The sequence below is a fragment of the Labilithrix sp. genome, assembly GCA_019637155.1.
Lineage (GTDB): Bacteria > Myxococcota_A > Polyangia > Polyangiales > Polyangiaceae > Labilithrix.
In genome coordinates, this window is sequence record JAHBWE010000011.1 from 266,007 (window position 1) to 285,277 (window position 19,271).

The window sequence follows — 19,271 nt, forward strand, 5'->3', positions numbered from 1 at the left end:
GCCGGCGTAGAGCGACCTGATTTCGAGCGGTTACGACGTCGTTTGCGCGAATTGGAAAGGACGGTCGCCGATCCATAGGGGTAAACCCCCGTCATCACGGCGCGTTTCGTTGCGCGGATTGCGCGCGCCTACCTGCAACAGGACGGCAAGACCGGGTCCGGGCGCGTGCACGCGGACTCGCAGCGCCCCGAAGCGCCGTTGCCGCAGGGCGAGACCTTCACGTGCTTCCCGTCCTTGCACTCGCCCGCGAACTGGAAGCCCGCCTGCTCGTCGGTCGGGTAGCCCGTGAAGTCACGATGGCAGTAGACGCCGTTCGCCTTGTCGGCGCACGGATCGCACTGATCGTCGTAGCCGCTCGGCATGCCGACGCAGCCGTTCGCGCACTTCTTCACGCAGCGAGGCACTCCGTCCGTGCAGTCGACGAGGTCCGTATCGGCGACCGACGCGGGGCGGTCGCCCGCGACGAAGTTCCTCCCGCAGTTCACGCGTTGCTTGGCCCCGCAGTTGATCGCCGCGAGCACCGCCGGATCCGCGACGCAGTCGGGCGGAGGTGCGGCGTCCGGCGTGTCGCCGCTCGACGACGAGGAGCTGCTCGAGGACGAGCCGCTGCTCGACGAGCTGCTGCTGCTCGGGTTGCGCGGAATGTCGTCGTCGTCGTCGCCGGGGACGACGCGTTGGGACTGCTCCGCCGGCTCGTCGAACGAGACGAGGAGCGAGCATCCTGCGAGGACGACCGTCACGGCGACGCCGAGCGCAAGGCCGGACAGTGGACGCATGGGCCCGATGGTAGCTCCATGTCGCGAACGCGCTACTTCAGCTTGCAAAAACGCGCCTGCCGGAAGCGCGCCTTCGTCTGATTCGCGTGGAATCCGAGCGCGCCCGTGAGCGCGCCCACCGTCCCGGTCGCCGTCGTCGTGACGCCCTTGATGATCGCGCGGCAGCGGAGCGTCCCGCCCTTCACCTCCGCGAGGATCCGGAACTCCTCCCCCGCCGCGACCGCGGCTCGCGTCGTGCGCTCGAGGCTCGTCGTCTGCACCGCGCCGGGTTGGCCGGCGAGGCGCACGACGCTCGTGAAGAGCTGGCCGCCCTGGAGCAGCTCGATCCCGCACCCCACCGCCGAGAGCGCGCCGCCCTCGATCTTCGTCCCGAACGTGACGAAGACCTGGCGCGCGATCGGGGTGATGGCGTTGTCGACCTGCGTCGACGTCGCGAGGACGTCCACCGCGACGTCCCCGACGTCCTGATATTTCGTGAAAATCGCCTGATCCGGCAGGTTGTCGAGGCTCGTCTGCACGTAGCCGGCGTCGTACGACCACGTCGTCGGGAAGCCCGCCGCCGGCGCGAAGAAGTCCTTGTTCGTGGTGAGCTCGTCCTCGAGGAGGCTCGTCCCCACGATGCCCGCGTCGTTCGGCGCGCAGTCGACGGCCGCGTCCGCGTCGACGATCGGAGGCGCGACGTCGTCGTCGTCGTCCGTCGGCGGCGGCGTGGTCCGGTCGCGCGTCCCCGCGTCGAGCGGGCCGGTCGCGATGAGGGGGTCCGGCGGGAGCTCGTCGAAGCTGACGAGGAGCGAGCACCCCGCCACCGTCGCGCACGCGGCGATCCCGAGCCCGAGCCTCGACGTGGCGCGCATCCCCTCATCGTAGCGGAGACACGGACGGCGGGCCCATCCCTGTGCTAACGAGGTCGCCGATGGATCTCTTCGGACACCTCAGGGCCTACGATTACGGCGAGGTTCACTTCAAGCACGACAAGGCTTCGGGCTTGAAGGCGATCGTCGCGGTCCACGACTCGCGGCTCGGCCCCGCCCTCGGCGGCTGCCGCTTCCTCCCGTACGACACGGACGAGGCGGCGGTCATCGACGCGCTGCGGCTCGCCCGCGGCATGACCTACAAAGCCGCGATCACCGGGCTCGCCCACGGCGGCGGCAAGAGCGTCCTCATCCGTCCGCAGCAGCACTTCGATCGCGTCGCGATGTTCCGCGCGTTCGGCAAGTTCGTCGACGACCTCGGCGGCCACTACATCACCGCCGAGGACAGCGGCACCGGCCTCGAGGACATGGAGGTCATCCGCACGGTGACGAAACACGTCACCGGCGTCGGGCCCGCGCACGGCGGCTCGGGCGATCCTTCGCCGTTCACGGCGCTGGGGGTGCGGCGCGGGATCGAGGCTTGCGTGAAGTTCCGGATGAAGAAGGACTCGCTCGAAGGCGTCCACGTCGCGGTCCAGGGCGTCGGCCACGTCGGCTACCACCTCTGCAAGGAGCTGCATGCTTCCGGCGCCACCATCTCCGTCGCCGACATGGACCCGCTGAAGTCGGAGCGCGCGCAGCGCGAGTTCGGCGCCAAGATCGTCCCGCTCGACGAGATCTTCTCGATCGACTGCGACGTCGTCGCGCCGTGCGCGCTCGGCTCCGCGATGAACGACGAGAGCATCCCGAAGCTCAAGGCGAAGATCGTCGCCGGCGCGGCCAACAACCAGCTCGCGGAGCCGCGCCACGGCGACGACCTGCACGCGCGCGGCATCCTCTACGCCCCCGACTACGCGATCAACGCGGGCGGCCTCGTCAACGTCGCGCAGGAGGTCCTCGGCTACGACGCGGCGAAGTCGCGCGCCAAGACGATGCTCATCTTCGACACGATCCACGAGATCGCCGAGCGCAGCGCGAAGACCGGCACGCCGACCTACCGCATCGCCGACATGATCGTCGAGGAGAAGCTCGCCAAGATCAGCAAGTCGATCCCGCCCAAGACCTGACCTTACTTCGCGAGCTCGCGCTCCGCGATGTCGAGGGGAACGTCGCCGAGCGCGGACCACGCCTTCGCGCGCGCGGCGGGATCGCCGGCGGCGAGGATGCGGACCGCGACGCCGGCGCCGATCGCGGTGGCGGGGCGCGCGAGCGCGATCCGCTCGAGCCGGCCGAGCGTGTCGGGGAGCACCGGGACGAGGAGGCGATGCTTCGCCTCGACGTCGGCGATCGCGCCGGCGCCGCGCGCGACGTCGAGCGCCCACGCGGCGACGACGACGTGGTCGTGCATCGCCGCGAGCGCGAGCGCCTGATCGACCCCCGCCGCGAGCTTCCGCAGGTGGCACGCCGGCTCGCGCTCGCGCGGCGCCGCCATCGATCGCACGCGCGACCCCGGCACCGCGTCGACGCACGCGCCTTGGACGAAGAGCTGCTCGTCGAGCGCGTCGCCGAGCGCGTCGCGTCCGAGCCCCGCCGCCTTCACGGCCGGCTCCGCCTTCGCGCGGAGCTCCGCCTCGAGCGCCGCGAACGCCGCCGACAGCTCCTCGGGCGAGGCCGTCACCCCGACCTGCGCGCGGAGGCGCCGCGCGACGACCTCCCAGTCGCGCGCCGCCTTCGCCGCCGGCTTCGACGCGATCTCCTCGAGCGCGTCGCGCATGCGCACGAGCGCCTTCGTCGTCTCGACGAACCCGGGCGCCGACGCGATGTGCTCGAGCGCGTCGAGCGCGTCGTCGAGCTCGCGCGCGCGCACGACGTCGAGCGCGCGGGCCGGGTCCGCCGCCTCCGTCATCGCGGCGGTGAGCTCGCCGAGGCGCCGCGCGAGCCAGCGATCGTCCTCCGCCGCCTCGCGTTCGTCCTTCGGCGCCGACCACGTCTCGACGATCGCGCGCACGAGCGCGCTCGCGGAGCGGGGGATGGCGCGCTCCTCCTCGAGCCGCGCCGACTCGCCGTCGACGAGCCGCGCGACGAGCTCGCGCTCGGCGCCGCCGGGGGGGAGCTTCGCGAGCTTCTGCTTCACCGCGTCGAGCCCGCGCGCGCGGGCGTCGAACGAGAACGGATCGATGCGCCCGTCGTTGACGGCGAGGGTCGGGTCTTCGTGGAGGATCGCCGCCATCGCGACGCGGCGGAGGTCGTCCTCGGACGGCTCGATCCGCGCGCGGCGCGCGAAGCGCCGGTCGATCGCGGCGAGGTCGCGCAGGACCTCGTCCTCGCCGCGATCGAACGCGGCAGGATCGTCGGGCGCCGCCGCCGGCCTCGCGGCCGCGGCGGGCCCTCCACAACCGACGACGAAGACGAGGGCCACGAGCGGGACACGCATGACGGCGCGCGAGTCTAGCGCGGCACTTCACGACGATCGCGATACAACAGCCATTCTGTACTAACGTGTTCGCGTGCTCGAACGCACCCTCAGCGCAGCCGCGCGCCGGCTCTGGCCGTGGGTACAGCGCCTGAACCGTGCGGTGGAGCGGCCGGCGCCGCAGCCGGCCTGGGCGCCCGGTCCGCTCCTCAAGCGCCGCGAGCGATCGTTCCCCGAGCTCGGGTTCCCGCGCGAGACCGACTCGCTCTGTCCGCGCTGCGTCGCGGAGGTCCGCGCCGACGTGCTCTCCGGCAAGCGCGATCTCCGCACCCTCGTCGACGGCCGCCCCGGCGAGATCCGCGCGCGCATCGTCGAGGAGGACGGGAAGGTCCTCATGAAGAAGACCTGCCCCACCCACGGCGCCTTCGAGGACGTGATGGCGATCGACGCCGAGTTCCTCCGCCGCATCGAGCGCCTCTACCCCGGCCGCGACTTCCGCTCGCCGCCGACGTCGCTCCGCGAGCACGGCTCCTCGAGCATCCAGTACGGCCGCGGCAGCGTGCTCACGGTGGACCTCACGAACCGCTGCAACATGATGTGCGATCCGTGCTTCATGGACGCGAACCAGGTCGGCTACGTCCACGAGCTCGAATGGGACGAGATCGCGAAGATCCTCGACGACGCGCTCACGGTGCAGCCGCGCCGCCAGATGAGCATCCAGTTCTCGGGCGGCGAGCCCACGCTGTCGCCGCACTTCCTCCGCGCCGTCCGCTACGCGCGCGAGAAGGGCTTCTTCGCCGTCCAGTGCGCGACGAACGGCGTCCGCTTCGCGCAGGACCCCGCGTTCGCGCGCGAGGCGAAGGAGGCCGGCCTCCGCATGGCGTACCTCCAGTTCGACGGCGTCGGCAACGAGGTGAACGCGCACCGGAAGGTGGGGAACCTCTACGACGTGAAGGTCCGCGCGATCGAGAACCTCCACGCCGCCGGGATCGACGTCATCCTCGTCGTCACCGTCGTGGGCGGCGTGAACGACCACGAGGTCGGGCGCATCATCGACTTCGCGATCGAGAACGCGGACAAGGTCACCGTCGTCTCCTTCCAGCCGGTGAGCTTCACCGGGCGCGACGAGGACGTCGCCGACGACGTGCGCGCGCGGCAGCGCTACACCCTCTCCCACCTCGCGCGCGACGTGAAGGAGCAGACCGGCCACACCGAGCCGCTCCGCGACTGGTTCCCGCTCTCGGCGATGGGGCCGTTCAGCGACCTCACCGACCACCTCCTCGGCGAGCGCGCGGACTGGGGATCGATGAAGTGCGGCTGCCACCCGAACTGCGGGATCGGCACGATCCTCTTCGTCGACAAGGAGACGAAGCGCGCGGTGCCGCTGACCGAGTTCCTCGACCTCGAGGCGCTCCTCTCCGATCTCCAGGACGTCACCGACGCCGCCGGCGGCCGCGCGTTCACCCTCGCCGAGCTCGTGCTCGCGCTGCTCAAGAGCTTCGACGCGGCGCGGTCGCCGGTGCCGTTCGCAACGCTGGTGAAACAATTCCTGAGCCAGACTGGCGCGCGTGGAAAGGCGGTCGGCGAGCACGAGAGCGACGCGGGCGAGTTCCGCTGGCGCGTCCTCTTCGTCGCCGGGATGTGGTTCCAGGACCTCTACAACTACGACTTCCGTCGCACCGAGATGTGCATCATCCCGTACGGCACGCAGATGGGGGAGATCAGCTTCTGCGCGTACAACACCGGCGTCGGCTGGCGTCAGGTCGTCGAGAAGATGAAGGCGACCGCGACGGTGGCGGAGTGGAACCGGACGCGCGGGCGTCACCCCGTCTACGCGAAGGGGCAGGACCTCCCGCTCGCTCCCGCGCTCGGCACCGTGACCGCGAAGCGGGTTCGTTTGCCGCTGGTGGCGCGCTGACGATGCCGGACAGGTCGTCACGCGCGAAGATGGACCCGGCGGCGCTCGGCGCCGCGCTCGACTTCATGCGCGTCCTCTGGGCGCTCGACCACGGTCTCCAGCGTCGCTCGAAGCGGATGGAGGTCGAGCTCGGCGTCACGGGGATGCAGCGCGTGATCCTCCGGCTCATCGGCCGCTATCCCGACATCGCCGCGGGACGCCTCGCGGAGCTCGTGCACGTCCATCCGAGCACGCTCACCGGCGTGCTGAAGCGCCTGACCGAGCGCGGCTTCATCCGCCGCGAGCGCGATCCCGCCGACGCGCGCGTCTCGCGCTTCGCGCTCCTGCCGCCGGGCGAGGAGATCGACGCGACGCAGGCGGGCACGGTCGAGGCGGCGGTGCGCCGCGCGCTCTCGCGGATCGAGCCGGCCACGATCGACGCGGCGCGCTCGGTCATCGCCGCCATCGCCGAAGAGCTCGCGCGCTCCGATCGCTGATTGCTACTTCGACGGCGCGCAGCGGCCGACGATCCTCGTCCGGCCCAAGAGGAGCGAGCACGAGCGCAGCACGTCCATCGCGAGGACGCCGTCGCGCGGGCACGACGCGTCGGCGGCGCCCTGGATGAGATCGACGTTGGCGGTGACGCTGAACGAGCCGGTCGTGATGCGCGCGTTCGCGATCTTCCGCGCCGTGATCGGGCCCGACGCGGTGTACATCGCCTCCTTGTTGGGCGTGCTCTGCGGGAGCAGCCGCTGGCCGGCGGACGAGCCGATGAACACGTCGGAGTGCTGCGCGCCGGTGTCGACGAGCAAGGACACCTTCTGCTGCTCGATCACGGACGGCATCACGTACGCGAGCCCGCGCACCGGTCCCTCCGAGTCCTCGCACGTGCGGCCCTGATCGACGTCGAAGAGGCGGACCCCTTTGTCCGCCATCTCGCGCAGGCTCTCGTCCCACCACGCCGAGCGGAGCTCTCCCTTCGCGAGGTCGAGGACGACGGCGTCGCCCTCCTCTTCGAGGCGCTGCGGCGAGATGAAGGCGCCGATGCCGAGCTTCTCGATGACGGGCGGGACCTCGGTCGCGAGGAGCGTCGTCGTCGCGAGCTTGCCCCAGTCGTCGATCGCGATGTCGACGCCGTCGAGGCGGTAGGCGGCGATCGATTTCCCGACGTGGTCGGTCCCGATGTCGCCGAGCTTCTTCATCGGCAGCCCGAGCTTGCGCGCGAGCCACCCCGCGATCACGTGCGAGTTCGCGCCGGTGTCGACGAGCATCAGCACCGGCTGCCCCGCGACGTGGCCCGTGACGACGGGGAGGGGGAACGGCCGCCCGCGGATGTCGTAGCGGATCAGCGCGCGCTTCGTGAGCTTCCCCGGCGTCGCGGCGGCGAGGCGCGGCTTCGACGACGACGCCGTTTCGGCGCAGCCTCCGAGCAACACGAGCGCGAGGACGAGGAGGAGCGGACGAATGACGAAAGCCTAGCCTGCGGAGCCGGGAGTCACGGCATCGACGATGATCGCGCCGTCCTCGACGTCCACCGTCGCGACGTCGCCGCGGCGGAGCTCACCTTTCAGCAGCATCTCCGCGATCGGCGCCTCGATGAGCCGCCCGATCGCGCGCCGCATCGGTCGCGCGCCCATCTCGGGATCGAAGCCGCCCGCGTCGAGGAGCGCGTCGACCGCGGCCGCGCTCGCGTCGAGCTTCACCCCGCGCGCGTTCTCGAGGTCGCGCGCGAGCGTCCTCAGGATGCGCCGCGCGACCTCGGCGACGTCGCTCCGCGTGAGCGGCGCGAAGGCGAGGACCTCGTCGAGGCGGTTGAAGAGCTCGGGCGGGAGCGCCTTTCGTGCCGCGTCGGTGACGGCCTCGCGGTAGCGGTTCGTCTCGCGCTCCTCGTGGGCGTGATCGCGGCGCGGCGCGCCGAACCCGATCCGTCCGCGCGTGTGCGCGACGGGGGAGATCTCGGCGCCGATGTTCGAGGTGAGGAGGATGACGGTGTTGGTGAAGTCCACCGTGCGGCCGCGGCCGTCGGTGAGGCGCCCTTCGTCGAACACGCCGAGGAAGCCCTCGAGCACGTCGCGGTGCGCCTTCTCGATCTCGTCGAGGAGCACGACCTGGTACGGCCGCCGCCGCACCGACTCGGTGAGCTGTCCGCCGGAGTCGTGGCCGACGTAGCCGGGCGGCGCGCCGACGAGGCGCGCGATGGCGTGGGACTCGGCGTACTCGGAGAGGTCGAGGCGCGTCATCGCGTCCGCGGAGTGGAATAGGCACTCCGCGATCGCCTTCGCCGTCTCCGTCTTGCCGACGCCGGTCGGGCCGAGGAGGAGGAACGTCCCGATCGGGCGCCGCGATCGGAACCCGGAGGCGTTGCGCCGGAGCACGGTCGCGATCTTCTCGAGCGCGAAGCGATGCCCGACGATGCGCTGTCCGAGGAGCTCCTCGATCCGGAGGAGCCGCTCCGCGTCGGTCTCGAGCAGCCGCTCCTCCGGCACGCCGGCGAGCTCGCTCACGACCTCGGCGACCTGCTCCGCCTCCACCTTCTTCTCGCCGCGCCGCCGCGTGCGCGCGCCGGCGAGGTCGAGGATCTGGACCGCCTTGTCGGGGAGCGCCTTGTTCGGGAGGTAGCGGACGCTCCACGTGATCGACTTCGCGATCGCGTCTTCACTGAAGGTGCAACCGTGATGCTTCTCGAAGAGGGGCGCGACGCCCATCGTCGCGAGCATCGCCTCCTCCGGTCCGAGCTCGGTCACCTCGATCGGGGTGAAGCACCGCGCGAGCCCGGGGTCGGCGTCGATCGTGCGCCGGTAGTCGTGCTCCGTCGTCGCCCCGATGCACGCGATGTCGCCGCGTCCGAGCGCGAGCTTGAGCTCGGACGCGGCCTCGTCGCCGGCGTCGGGCCCGAACAGGACGTGGACCTCGTCGAAGAACACGAGGACGCGGCGCGGCGGCGTCTCGGCCTTGGCCTTCGCGATCTCGCTCTTCACCTGCGCGATGCGCTCGGCGAGCGAGCCGCGCACGCCGGTCCCGGCGAGGAGCGCGGTCGGCTCGAGCCCGATCACGATGCTGTCCTCGAAGCACGCGACGTCGTCGCCGTCGGCGATCCGCTGCGCGAGCCCGCGCGCGACGCTCGTCTTCCCGACGCCGGGTCCGCCGACGAGGCACGCGTTGCTGCGCTCACGCTTCGCGAGCACGTCGAGCACGCGCTCGATCTCCGGCTCGCGTCCGACGACCGGATCGAGCTCGCCCCTCGCGGCGAGGGCGGTGAGGTTCTTCCCGATCGCGGTGAGGAGCGGGTACTGCTTCGCGTCCAGCTCGAAGCGAGGCGTCGGTACGGTCGCCTTCTGTTGCTTCTTCGCCTTGGCGGGGAGCGGGGCCGGCTTCGCGGGCGCGACCTTCGGCTTCGCGGGCACCGGCATCGCGACGGGGACGACGCCGCTGCGACGCGTCGAGGCAGGCGGCGGCGGCGACGCGACGATCGTGCGAAGGGCGGGGACGGGCATCGGGCGGCGCGGCGGCGCGAGGCCCATCGCGAGCTGCATCGACGCGGTGCGGAGGCGCGTGATGTCGGCGCCGCATTGCACGAGCGTGCGGTGGGCGGCGGTCCCCGGCTCCTGGCAGAGCGCGAAGAGGAGGTGAATCGCGCGCGCGTCGCCGCGTGCTCCGGTGCGCCCGGCGACGTCCTTCGCGCGCTGGATCGCGCGGGCGATGCCGTCGGGCGCGTCGTCGGTCGTCACGCGCGCGGCGCGGAGGATGACCTCGGCGTCGAGGCGGCGTTCGAGGAGCAGCTGCGCCGCCTCCTCGCGCCCCGTCGCGAGCGCGGCGAGGAGGTGCGTCGTGGTCGCTTTTTGACCGCGCTCCCGCGCAGACGCCTCCGCGATCCGTCGAATTTCTGCAAGATCCTGCTCTCTTTGGGCGATCGGGTGAGCCGCGGGCCGCATGGCTTTCCGGGATCGCATGTCCTGCCGCGCTGGGCCAAAAAGCCTGATAGACACGGGACGCGATGTGGGTCGAAGCCAAGCCGTCCTGGATCCGAACCGTCTTGCTCGGAGGCTTCGCCCTCCCCCACATCTGGCTGCGAACCGCCGGGGTCACGTTCCTCGCGACGGTCGTCACGTACCTCTACGAGGCGATCCCGCAGCTCCACTACTCGATCACGACGACGCCGTTCACGCTCATCGGCCTCCCGCTCGGCATCTTCCTCGGGTTCCGCAACAACGCCGCGTACGACCGCTTCTGGGAGGGCCGCAAGCTCTGGGGCACGCTCGTGAACCAGACGCGCAACTTCGCGCGCCAGCTCGTCACCTTCATCGAGGCGCCGGACGCGGACCAGGAGGAGCTCTCGACCTTCCAGAAGGACATGGTCCGCTACGTCATCGCGTACGTGCACGCGCTCCGCTACCACCTCCGCGACATGGCTCCGCTCCCGCGCATCGCGCGCGTCTTGCCGGAGGCGGAGGCGAAGCGCTACGAGGGCGTCGACAACGTTCCGATCGCGATGCTGCAGCGGATCGGCAACCGCCTCCTCGAGGCGCGCCGCAAGGGCTGGGTGCACGTGTACCACGCGCCGCTGCTCGAGCACTCCCTCTCGGTCCTCACCGACGTGCAGGGCGCGTGCGAGCGCATCAAGACGACGCCGATCCCGTATTCGTACACCGTCCTCTTGCATCGCATCGTCGCGGTGTACTGCATCGCGCTGCCCTTCGGCCTGATGGACGCGATCAAGTGGGCGACGCCGGTGGTCGTCCTGATCGTCTCGTACTGCTTCTTCGGCCTCGACGGCGTCGGCGACGAGCTCGAGCAACCCTTCGGCATGGACATCAACGACCTGCCGCTGAAGGCGATCTCCCGCACCATCGAGCGCAACCTCCGCGAAGGCATCGGCGACGAGATCCCCCCCAAGACCGCCGCAAACAAGGGCGTGATGGTCTAGGAGGCCCTCTCGAACCCCTCTCGAGCCCCTCTCGGGGGCCCGGGGGCGCGGAGCGCGTCTTCGCGCGACGGCCCCCGGCGGGAGAGCTCGAGAGGGCAGAGCCCTCTCGAACTAGACATAAATGTCGCGCTCTCGGGCGACTTCGCGGACGGCGTAGGGTTGGGTGACGATCTCGAAGTTGTCGTCGGTGATGCCGTCGTAGGTGAGCTGGAGGCGCTTCTCGTCTCGGATCTGGACGAGGCGGCCGCCGTACTTCGAGGCGTCGACGCCGAAGCCCTGCGTCGTGAGGGTGCCGCCGAAGACGGTGGCGCGCGCGAGGTAGAGGACCAGGTCCGGCATGCCCGGGCGGTTGATCGTCATCGACGCGGTGAGGTGCGCCATGCCGCGCTCGTCCATCTCCTTCATCAACGCGCGCGCGGTGTCGTAGATGCCCTGCACCGCGACGATCGCGCCCGCCACCGCGGCGGTGATCTCGACGCCCTCCTCCGACCTCACGCCCTTCTTCGCGAGGAGCTCGTAGCCCGCCTCGCCGAGGTTCGTGCGGATGCGCTTGTGGACGTCGCTCTCGCCGTCGAACTTCTGGAGCGTCGCCATCACCGCGCCGCAGGCCGCGCGCGGCTCGCGCCAGAGCGACTCGCGCGTCTTGCCGTAGACGGTCGTGCCGTCGATGTAGTCGCGGCCCACGTGCGTCTTGAGATCGAAGGCGCAGAGGACGTAGCTCTGGGAGTTGCCCTCGTAGAGGCGCGCCCGGAGCGCGTCGTCGAGCGCGTGCGCCCACGTGACGTGCGCGAGCACGCCGCCGTCGTCGGTGCCGCCGCCGGTCGGCGAGAACGCCTCCGGCTTGAGCGTGCCCACCTCCGAGAGCGTCGCGAAGCGGCTCGCGACGACGCGCTGGTAGTGATCCATCTCGCCGTAGTGGATGCGATCGCCGCAGTTGGTGCACGCGAGCGTCGTGACGACGGAGGGGATCGTGAAGTCGGCCGTGCACGCCTCGCGGTCGTGCGCCACCGGCGGCGTCGCGTCCGCGAACTGCAGCTCGTCACGAAGGACCTGCAGGCCCGACGTGAGCTGCATGCGATCGCTGACGATCTCGTCGAGGTAGACGCGGTTCGTTCCGCGCTCGGTCCCGAAGTTCGCGCCAAGCTTCCAGAGCCTCTCCACGCGCAGCTGCGCGGCGCCGCGATCGAACATCGGCGCAGCATTGCATGACATCGCCTCAGCGAGACGTAGCGTCTTGCAACAGGTGACGGACTGCGCGACGCCCCGCGCCGCCGAGCGGCCAGGTGTAGGTCAGGTCGTCGTCGAGCGTCGCGTTCGGTGACGCGGGCGGCTCGTCGCGCGCGAGGAGCGTCCACACGACGGGCGCGAGCGAGAGCCCGACCGGCAGCCACTCCGGCGGCGGGAGCGTCGCGCGCGAGATCGCGACGTCGAACGCGCGACCTCGCTCCTTCACGACGTCGTCGGCCTTCGCGCGCACGAGCTCCACGTCCGTTCGCGCGAGGGTGCCGATCGCGGTGCGCAGGAACGAGACGCGCTTCGCGAGCGGCTCGACGAGCGTCACCTTCAGATCGGGACGGAGGAGCGCGAGCGCGAAGCCGGGCGCGCCCGCGCCGCTGCCGACGTCGACGACGCGCGCGCCGTCTGCGATCTTCGTCGCGAGGACGAGCGCGTCGGCGACCATGAGATCGACGAGCTCGCGATCGCCCTTCGCCGCGGTCAGATCGATGCGCGCGTTCCACGTCCGCACGAGATCGAGCCAGCGCGCGATCGCGTCGCGCCGAGCCTCCGGGACGCCCGCTTCCGCGAGGAGCTCCATGCGGTGAGTGTGGCGCCCCCGGCCCAGAAAAGGTAAGGGTTTTCCTCCCGTGAGCTACGTCGCCCCGTCCCCGAGCCAGCCCACGGCCGTCGCCAGCGAAGCGGCGCTCGCCGCCCTCGTCCAGCGCACGTTCGGCGCGGAGGTCGCGTCCGTCGCGATGTCGGGGGGCGCCTCGACGCGGCGGTACTTCCGGCTCACGCTCCCCGGCGGCAAGACCGCGGTCGCGATGTTCGTCCCCGAAGGCGGCCGCCCCGAAGAGGTGCAGAAGGCGCACGCCGGGACGCGCTGGCCGTTCCTCGAGGTGCGCGACCTCCTCGCCGATCGCGGCGTCGACGTCCCGCGCATCCTCGCGGAGGACACCGACAGCGGCTGGCTCGTCCTCGAAGACCTCGGCGACGACACGCTCGCGAACTGGCTCCTCAAGCGCCCCGCCGATCGCGAGGACCTCTACCGCAAGGCGGTCACCGACCTCGCGCGCGCGCAGAAGGAGCTCGCGTCGCTCCCGCGAGGTTGCGTCGTGGGGAGCCGCCACTTCGACTTCGACCTGCTCCGCTGGGAGATCGAGCACTTCAAGGAGTGGGGGCTCGACGCGCGCGAAAAGCCGCTCGCCGCCGCCGACGTGGAGGCGTGGAACGGCATCGCCGATCGGCTCGCCGAGCGCGTCGCCGCGCTGCCGCGAGGGTTCGTCCATCGCGACTACCAGTCGCGGAACCTCATGGTCGTCGACGAGAAGCGCCTCGTCTGGATCGACTTCCAGGACGCGCTGCTCGGGCCGCGCGTCTACGACCTCGTCGCGCTCTTGAACGACAGCTACCAGGAGTTCGATCGCGCCTTCGTCGAGGCGCGCCTCCGCGACTACGCCGCCGCCGCGGGCTGCGCGTACGACGGCCTCCCCGCCGAGTTCGATCTCGTCACCGTGCAGCGGAAGCTCAAGGACGCGGGGCGCTTCGTGTTCATCGATCGGCAGAAGGGCAACCCGTCGTTCCTCAAGTTCGTCACCCCGACGATCGCGAAGGTCGGCGGCGCGCTCGCGCGGCTCGCGCCGGACGATCCGGACATGGCCGCCCTCCACGCGATGTTGCGGCGCACGCTGGGCGACGAGCTCGGATGAGCCGCGGCTCCGACGCGCCGCCGCCGCGCACCGTCGAGATCCATCCCCACGGGCTCCTCCTCGCGCAACGCGAAGAGGTGCTCCCGCTCTGGGCCGGCGCGATGCACTACTGGCGCCACGCCCCCGAGCACTGGGCGCCGTGCCTCGACGCGATGAAGGCGATGGGCCTCCGCGTCGTCGACACCTACGTCCCGTGGGGCGTGCACGAGACCTCGCAGGGCGACTTCGACTTCGGTCAGAGCTTCGCGCGCCTCGACGTCGCCCGCTTCATGAAGCTCTGTCACGAGCGCGGGCTCTACGTCATCTGCCGGCCCGGCCCTCACATCAACGCAGAGCTCACGTATTTCGGATTGCCCGAGCGCGTGGTGTGGGACCGCGAGTGCCAGGCGCGGACGCCGCGCGACAACCCGGTCGTGCTGCCGATGGTCCCGAGCGCGTTCCCGGTCCCGAGCTACGCGAGCGACGCCTTCCACGACGAGGCCGCGCTGTGGTTCGAGGCGGTCGGGCGCGTGCTCGCGCAGCACCAGTACCCGCACGGCCCGATCGTGATGTGGCAGATCGACAACGAGGGCGCGCTCTACTTCCGCGACGGGCCCTACGATCAGGACTACCACCCCGACGCGATCCGCCTCTTCCGCGCGTTCCTCCGCGAGAAGTACTCGAGCGCGAAGGCGCTCCGCGACGCGTGGAACGAGGCCAACGTCACGTTCGCGACCGCGGCGCCGCCGCAGCGCTTCGACGCGACGACGGCGGACGAGCTCCCGCGCCACATGGACTGGATGGAGTTCCACGAGCACCTCCTCGCCGAGGCGATGGCGCGCTTCGCGAAGGCGCTCGAGAACGCGGGCTGCGCGTCGGTGCCGACGATGCACAACCTCCCCCTCGGCGAGGCGGCGACGGCGCTGAACGCGGGGCGCATCGCGAAGGTCGTCGACCTCGTCGGCCTCGACTACTACCACCCCGCCGATCCGAAACATCACCTCTCGATCTTGCGGCGCACCGGCGAGCTCGCCGTGCGGAGCGTCGGCCGCAGCGCGCCCGCCTTCGGGGCCGAGGTCGGCGCCGGCTTCCCGCCGTTCTTCCCGCCGCTCGACGAGGCGGACTCGCTCTACACGCTGTGCGCCGCGCTCGCGTACGGGCTCCGCGGCTTCAACCTGTACATGGCGGTCGATCGCGATCGCTGGGTCGGCGCGCCGATCGACGAGCACGGCCTCCCGCGCCGCTTCGCCGACGACTACCGCGCGCTCATCGCCGCGCTCGACAAGGTCCGCTTCCACACCCTCCGCCGCCGCGCGCCGGTGCGGCTCGTCGTGCCGCGCGCGCTCCGCCGCCTCTCGCGCGCGACGCACGCGTTCGGTCCGGTGACGCCGACGTTCTTCAACGTCGCCGGCGCGGGCCCGCTCGAGGCCTCCTTCGAGGACGACCTCGGGCTCGGCGGGGGAGCGGCGCCGATCGTCGGAGAGTCGTTCGTCCGCGCGTTCGAGCGTGCGCTGCTCGCGCGCGGCGTCCCGTTCGCCTACGCCGGCGGCGAGGCGCTCGTGTCCTCGATCGAGGGCGCGTCGTGGATCGTCTGCACGACCGCGGGCGGCCTCAAGCGCGACGTGCTCGACACGCTGCGCGACGCGCACGCGCGCGGCACCGCGGTGACGATCGGCCCCTCCATCCCGTCGCGCGACGGCTCGATGCGCACGCTCGATCGCCCGCACGACGTCGGCGGCCTCGACCTCGAGCCGCTCGACGATCCCGCGCGCGCCGACGCGCTCGTCGCGCGCTACGTCGACGAGCTCGGGCTCCCGACCTTCCCCGTCGATCCGCCGACGGTCCACGTGACGGTGCACGAGGACGACGCGGGCGCGCCGCAGGTCGTCTTCGTGATGAACCCCGAGCCCACCGCCGTCCTCGCGACGGTGGGGCTCGGCGCGAACGTGAGGTCGATCGTCGACCTGTTGCCGCGCTCCCGCGACGCGGCGCGGATCGACGCGCAGGCCGGCGGCTTCGTGATCGAAGTGCCGGCCCGCAGCGCGCGGATGTTCTCGGTCGTCGGTTAGTTGCAGCCGTCGGGCGTGCCGCAGACGAACAGCTTGAAGCCGTCGCACGTCTTCTCGGCGCAAGCGCCGGCGTCGCCGCACTCCGCGTTCGACTTGCACAACCGCGGGAGCGCCGGCGAGCCGGGGCCGCCGACGCGGCACTGGTTGCGGCACTCGGTGCTGAACGACGTGAGGCCGCCTCCGCCGCCGCCGAGCTGCTGGCGGACGTAGCAGCAGCGCTGTTGGCCCGGGCAGTCGGCTTCCTCGTCGCACTGGATCTGGAGCCCGCCGTCCTGGCCGGTGTTGTTGCAGCTGTTCGAGCGCGTGCACGTGCTCTCCGCCGCGTTGCGCCGCGCGCAGCAGACGTGCGGACCGCCGCCCCCGCCCCCGCCCCCGCCACCGCCTGCATCGCACTCGACCGAGCCGCAGGTGTAGCGGGCCGGGTTCGACGTCGGACCGGTCGGCTGGGTGGGGCCCGCGTCGCCGGCGTCTTCGCCGCCCGACGAGCTGGTGCTGCTGCTCGTCGACGAGGTGCTCGAGCCGGGATCGCCGCTCGACGACGAGGTCGACGAGCTCGCGCCTGCCTCCGGCGGCGGCGGGATCGCGGCGGGATCGTCGCTCCCGCAGCCGGCGACGATCGATGCGCTCGCGCCTCCGACGAGCGCGAGGGCGGCGACGATGAAGGTGATACGTCCCATGATCATGCCTCTCAGTTACAGCCTGCGGGCTGGCCGCAGACGAACAACTTGAACCCGTTGCAGGTCTTCTCGGCGCACGCACCGGCGTCGCCGCACTCCTCGCTCGTCTTGCAGACCTGCGGATGGACGGTCGTGTTCGGACCGCCGCCAGTGGTGCACGAGCGGCGGCACTCCGTCTGCACCTCGTCGGTGCGCATGAAGCAGCAGCGGTCACGCTGGTCGGTGCAGTCCGCCTTCTCGTCGCACTCCATGCGGAGACCGGCGTCGGGTCCGCGGTTGTTGCAACCGCCGCCGCCACCACCGCCACCGCCGCCGAAGCCGCCGCTCCTGCACGTCGCCTCACCGCCGTTCGGGCGCACGCAGCAGTAACCGCTGCCACCGCCGCCTCCTCCTCCGCCGCCGCCTCCGCCGCCACCGGCATCGCACGTCGCCGCGCCGCACGTGAGCTGGCGCGGGTTCGAGACCGGCGTCGATCCGCTCGACGACGTGCCCGCGTCGTCGGGCGTGGAGCCGCTCGACGAGGTGCTCGAGGTCGATCCTCCTTCGCCCGAGCTCGACGCCGCGCCGTCGACGTCCGGGATCGCGGCCGGATCGTCGTCGCCTCCGCAGCCGGCGACGATACCGAACGTGGCGACCGCGCCGAGACCCATCATCGACACCAGCAACGCGACTCGGCGCATGTTCCCTCCGTGCGATCTTGGATCGTGCCTTGTTACAGGCGTGTCGCCAAGCTTTCGCGGCTGGTAGATTTGCTGACCACGCTTCAGAACGCGTAACGAAGGGAGATTCCGCCGTCGAGGGCGAGCGGCGTGTCGCTCGAACGACCCGATTTTGCGAAGCCGGTGGCGAAGCGGACGCCGCTGTTCAGCCCGAGCGCGAGGTGGCGATCGATCTGGAACCACTCGAAGCCGGCGCGGAAGCCGACCCACGGCGAGAGCTCTTCGGCGTCGTTGAAGCCGTGCAGGCCGAGCGCGTTCCGCGCGATGCGCGCCGTCATCGCGCCGACGCCGGGCTGGCCGTAGATCCCGATGCGCTCGGTGATGCGCCACGTGAGGCGCGCGCCGCCGCCGAAGCCGAAGAGCGAGAACACGCGCGTGCGCGGCGCTTCTTCTTTGTTCCCGGTGGTCGTGAACGCGAGCTCCGTCTCGCCGTAGAGCATCAGCCACTCGAGGAGCTCGTAGCCGATCTGACCGTGGAACCACGGACCGGGCGGCGCGAGCTTGCCGAACTGACCGAGGAAGCCGATCGCGCCGATCGACGCGTCGACGACGAGCCCCTTCGCGTACGGCGCGGGCGGCGGCGCGTCCTCCGGCTCGCGCTCGCGCTCGTACGCGGGACCCGCGGGCTTCGCCCCGTCCTCCGCCGCGCGCGCGCCCCCCGCGACGAAGACGAGCGCCAGCGCGGTCGCGATCGCGGACGGCCTCATCGACGCGAGCTTACGTCAGCGGAAGTTCTGGACGCTCCAGAAATCGCCGTTCGGCAGCTCGTGGAACCCGCACGCGACCTCGGTGTACTTCCGGCTCGCCATGTTCTCGTAGTGCCCGCCGCCGGGCCCTTCGGCCCACATGTCCGCGAGGCACTCGGGGAGCCCCTCTTCGAGAGATCCAGGATAAGCGGGACATTCGTTCTGAGCGAGCTGCTCGCAGGAGGGGAACGCGCCGTGCGCCTTGCCGCTCTTCGCGTCGCTCTGTGCTTCGCCGTCGGCGCAGCGCTCGCCCGCGGACCAGCGCTCGAGCGCGGGCACGCCCCTCTGCGCGCGGTACTCGTTGACGATCTTGAAGCACTTCTCGGCGTCGGAGCTGCCGGTCGCGGTGACGGCGGGCGCGTTGTTCGTGCGCCGGCGGAGCGGGCTCCCGCTCCGGAGCTGGGTCGGGTCTTCGGTCTCGCAGCTCGCGAGCGCGAGGCTCAACGCGGCGCTCGACAAGAACGTGATGCCCCCGCGCATGCAGGGAGCATACAGCTACTTCAGCAGCCAGCCGAAGAGCATGTGCTTCGTCGTCTGGCGCGAGACGACCGCGATCGAATCGATGAGCGGGATCTCCTTCGGGCAGACCTCGACGCAGTTCTGCGCCTTGCCGCAGTCGGCGATGCCGCCGGGCTCCATCAGCGTCTCGAGGCGCTCGGGCGCGTGCATCTTCCCGCTCGGGTGCAGGTTGAAGAGGCGCACCTGGTTGATCGCGGCCGGGCCGATGAAGCCGCTGCTCTTGCCGTTCGCGTCCTGCACCGGGATCTGCGGGCAGGCCTCGAGGCAGCAGCCGCAGGTCATGCAGCGCGAGAGGGGGTAGGCCTCTTCCTGGTTGTCGGAGGCCTGGCGCGGGCCGGGGCCGAGCTCGTGCGAGCCGTCGAGGTGGACCCACGCCTTGATGTGCTTGAGGTCCTCGAACATGCGCGCGCGGTCGACGATGAGGTCGCGGATGAGCGGGAACTTCGTCATCGGCTGGAGCGTGACCGTCTCCCCGTTCGGCGCGACCTGATCGATGAGCGCGGAGCAGGCCTGGCGGACCTTGCCGTTCACGATCATCGTGCACGCGCCGCAGACCTCTTCGAGGCAGCACGAGTCCCACACCACCGGCGCGACCTTCTTGCCCTCGGTCGTCTTCGGCGCGCGCTGGATCTCCATCAGCGCGCTGATGACGTTCATGCGCGGGTGCCAGGGGATGTCGAACTCCTCCCAGCGCTTGGTGCTCTCGTCGGTCGGAGAGTCTTGCCGCAGGATCTTCAGCTTAACGGTGCGCGCCTCGGGCATAGCGCCGACATA

Annotated in this window: 19 protein-coding genes; 7 read left to right on the plus strand and 12 right to left on the minus strand. The window is 71.2% G+C overall.

Features of this window, described 5'->3' with window-relative positions:
- Positions 1 to 128: 128 nt before the first annotated feature.
- Both KF837_24485 and KF837_24490 read right to left on the minus strand, forming a co-directional pair.
- Positions 129 to 776 (minus strand): hypothetical protein, encoded by a 648-nt coding sequence (locus KF837_24485; protein ID MBX3230503.1) that lies wholly within the window; start codon positions 774 to 776, stop codon positions 129 to 131.
- A gap of 32 nt (positions 777 to 808) precedes the next feature.
- Positions 809 to 1,630, minus strand: a complete 822-nt coding sequence (locus KF837_24490) for a hypothetical protein (protein ID MBX3230504.1) — start codon at positions 1,628 to 1,630, stop codon at positions 809 to 811.
- Between the two features lie 59 nt (positions 1,631 to 1,689).
- Here KF837_24490 and KF837_24495 point away from each other — a divergent pair, with 59 nt between their 5' ends.
- A complete protein-coding gene (locus tag KF837_24495; protein ID MBX3230505.1) occupies positions 1,690 to 2,754 on the plus strand; it encodes a Glu/Leu/Phe/Val dehydrogenase in 1,065 nt (354 codons plus the stop codon).
- A 2-nt stretch (positions 2,755 to 2,756) separates the two neighbouring features.
- Here the strand turns inward: KF837_24495 and KF837_24500 are convergent, their stop codons facing one another.
- Entirely contained in the window at positions 2,757 to 4,061 is a 1,305-nt protein-coding gene (locus KF837_24500) for a hypothetical protein (protein ID MBX3230506.1), read from the minus strand.
- Positions 4,062 to 4,191: 130 nt separating this feature from the next.
- Between KF837_24500 and KF837_24505 the strand changes: the two genes are divergently transcribed.
- Together KF837_24505 and KF837_24510 are read left to right on the plus strand one after the other, a co-directional pair.
- Positions 4,192 to 5,958 (plus strand): radical SAM protein, encoded by a 1,767-nt coding sequence (locus tag KF837_24505; GenBank protein ID MBX3230507.1) that lies wholly within the window; start codon positions 4,192 to 4,194, stop codon positions 5,956 to 5,958.
- A gap of 2 nt (positions 5,959 to 5,960) precedes the next feature.
- Positions 5,961 to 6,434: a MarR family transcriptional regulator gene (locus KF837_24510; protein MBX3230508.1), complete on the plus strand. Its 474-nt coding sequence runs from the start codon at positions 5,961 to 5,963 to the stop codon at positions 6,432 to 6,434.
- Between the two features lie 3 nt (positions 6,435 to 6,437).
- On the opposite strand, the gene KF837_24515 is transcribed toward KF837_24510, so the two are convergent.
- Both KF837_24515 and KF837_24520 read right to left on the minus strand, forming a co-directional pair.
- A complete protein-coding gene (locus tag KF837_24515) occupies positions 6,438 to 7,373 on the minus strand; it encodes an aspartyl protease family protein (GenBank protein MBX3230509.1) in 936 nt (311 codons plus the stop codon).
- Between the two features lie 39 nt (positions 7,374 to 7,412).
- The gene (locus KF837_24520) at positions 7,413 to 9,869 is read right to left on the minus strand and encodes an ATP-dependent Clp protease ATP-binding subunit (GenBank protein MBX3230510.1); all 2,457 of its coding nucleotides are present in this window, start codon (positions 9,867 to 9,869) and stop codon (positions 7,413 to 7,415) included.
- A 62-nt stretch (positions 9,870 to 9,931) separates the two neighbouring features.
- Between KF837_24520 and KF837_24525 the strand changes: the two genes are divergently transcribed.
- Complete coding sequence (locus tag KF837_24525; GenBank protein MBX3230511.1) at positions 9,932 to 10,861, plus strand: bestrophin family protein; 930 nt, start codon at positions 9,932 to 9,934, stop codon at positions 10,859 to 10,861.
- A gap of 111 nt (positions 10,862 to 10,972) precedes the next feature.
- Here the strand turns inward: KF837_24525 and KF837_24530 are convergent, their stop codons facing one another.
- Entirely contained in the window at positions 10,973 to 12,052 is a 1,080-nt protein-coding gene (locus tag KF837_24530) for a hypothetical protein (protein MBX3230512.1), read from the minus strand.
- 25 nt (positions 12,053 to 12,077) lie between these two features.
- On the minus strand, positions 12,078 to 12,677 hold the full coding sequence (rsmG, locus tag KF837_24535; protein MBX3230513.1) for a 16S rRNA (guanine(527)-N(7))-methyltransferase RsmG: 600 nt from the start codon (positions 12,675 to 12,677) through the stop codon (positions 12,078 to 12,080).
- 157 nt (positions 12,678 to 12,834) lie between these two features.
- Between rsmG and KF837_24540 the strand changes: the two genes are divergently transcribed.
- On the plus strand, positions 12,835 to 13,788 hold the full coding sequence (locus KF837_24540) for a phosphotransferase (protein ID MBX3230514.1): 954 nt from the start codon (positions 12,835 to 12,837) through the stop codon (positions 13,786 to 13,788).
- Complete coding sequence (locus tag KF837_24545; GenBank protein MBX3230515.1) at positions 13,785 to 15,836, plus strand: beta-galactosidase; 2,052 nt, start codon at positions 13,785 to 13,787, stop codon at positions 15,834 to 15,836. Before KF837_24540 ends, KF837_24545 begins: the two co-directional genes overlap by 4 nt.
- Here KF837_24545 and KF837_24550 read toward each other — a convergent pair.
- Together KF837_24550 and KF837_24555 are read right to left on the minus strand one after the other, a co-directional pair.
- Positions 15,833 to 16,519 (minus strand): hypothetical protein, encoded by a 687-nt coding sequence (locus tag KF837_24550; GenBank protein ID MBX3230516.1) that lies wholly within the window; start codon positions 16,517 to 16,519, stop codon positions 15,833 to 15,835. The two genes, KF837_24545 and KF837_24550, sit on opposite strands and share 4 nt — an antisense overlap.
- Positions 16,520 to 16,524: 5 nt before the next feature.
- Positions 16,525 to 16,764, minus strand: coding sequence for a hypothetical protein (locus tag KF837_24555; protein MBX3230517.1), 240 nt, complete (start codon positions 16,762 to 16,764; stop codon positions 16,525 to 16,527).
- 190 nt (positions 16,765 to 16,954) lie between these two features.
- Between KF837_24555 and KF837_24560 the strand changes: the two genes are divergently transcribed.
- Positions 16,955 to 17,260, plus strand: coding sequence for a hypothetical protein (locus KF837_24560; protein ID MBX3230518.1), 306 nt, complete (start codon positions 16,955 to 16,957; stop codon positions 17,258 to 17,260).
- A gap of 16 nt (positions 17,261 to 17,276) precedes the next feature.
- Here the strand turns inward: KF837_24560 and KF837_24565 are convergent, their stop codons facing one another.
- From KF837_24565 to sdhB, 3 genes are read right to left on the minus strand one after another with little or no spacing between them, the layout of a single operon-like run.
- Entirely contained in the window at positions 17,277 to 17,939 is a 663-nt protein-coding gene (locus KF837_24565; GenBank protein MBX3230519.1) for a hypothetical protein, read from the minus strand.
- Positions 17,940 to 17,954: 15 nt separating this feature from the next.
- Positions 17,955 to 18,458 (minus strand): CAP domain-containing protein, encoded by a 504-nt coding sequence (locus KF837_24570; protein ID MBX3230520.1) that lies wholly within the window; start codon positions 18,456 to 18,458, stop codon positions 17,955 to 17,957.
- A 15-nt stretch (positions 18,459 to 18,473) separates the two neighbouring features.
- Positions 18,474 to 19,259, minus strand: a complete 786-nt coding sequence (gene sdhB, locus KF837_24575) for a succinate dehydrogenase iron-sulfur subunit (GenBank protein MBX3230521.1) — start codon at positions 19,257 to 19,259, stop codon at positions 18,474 to 18,476.
- Positions 19,260 to 19,271 lie beyond the last annotated feature (12 nt).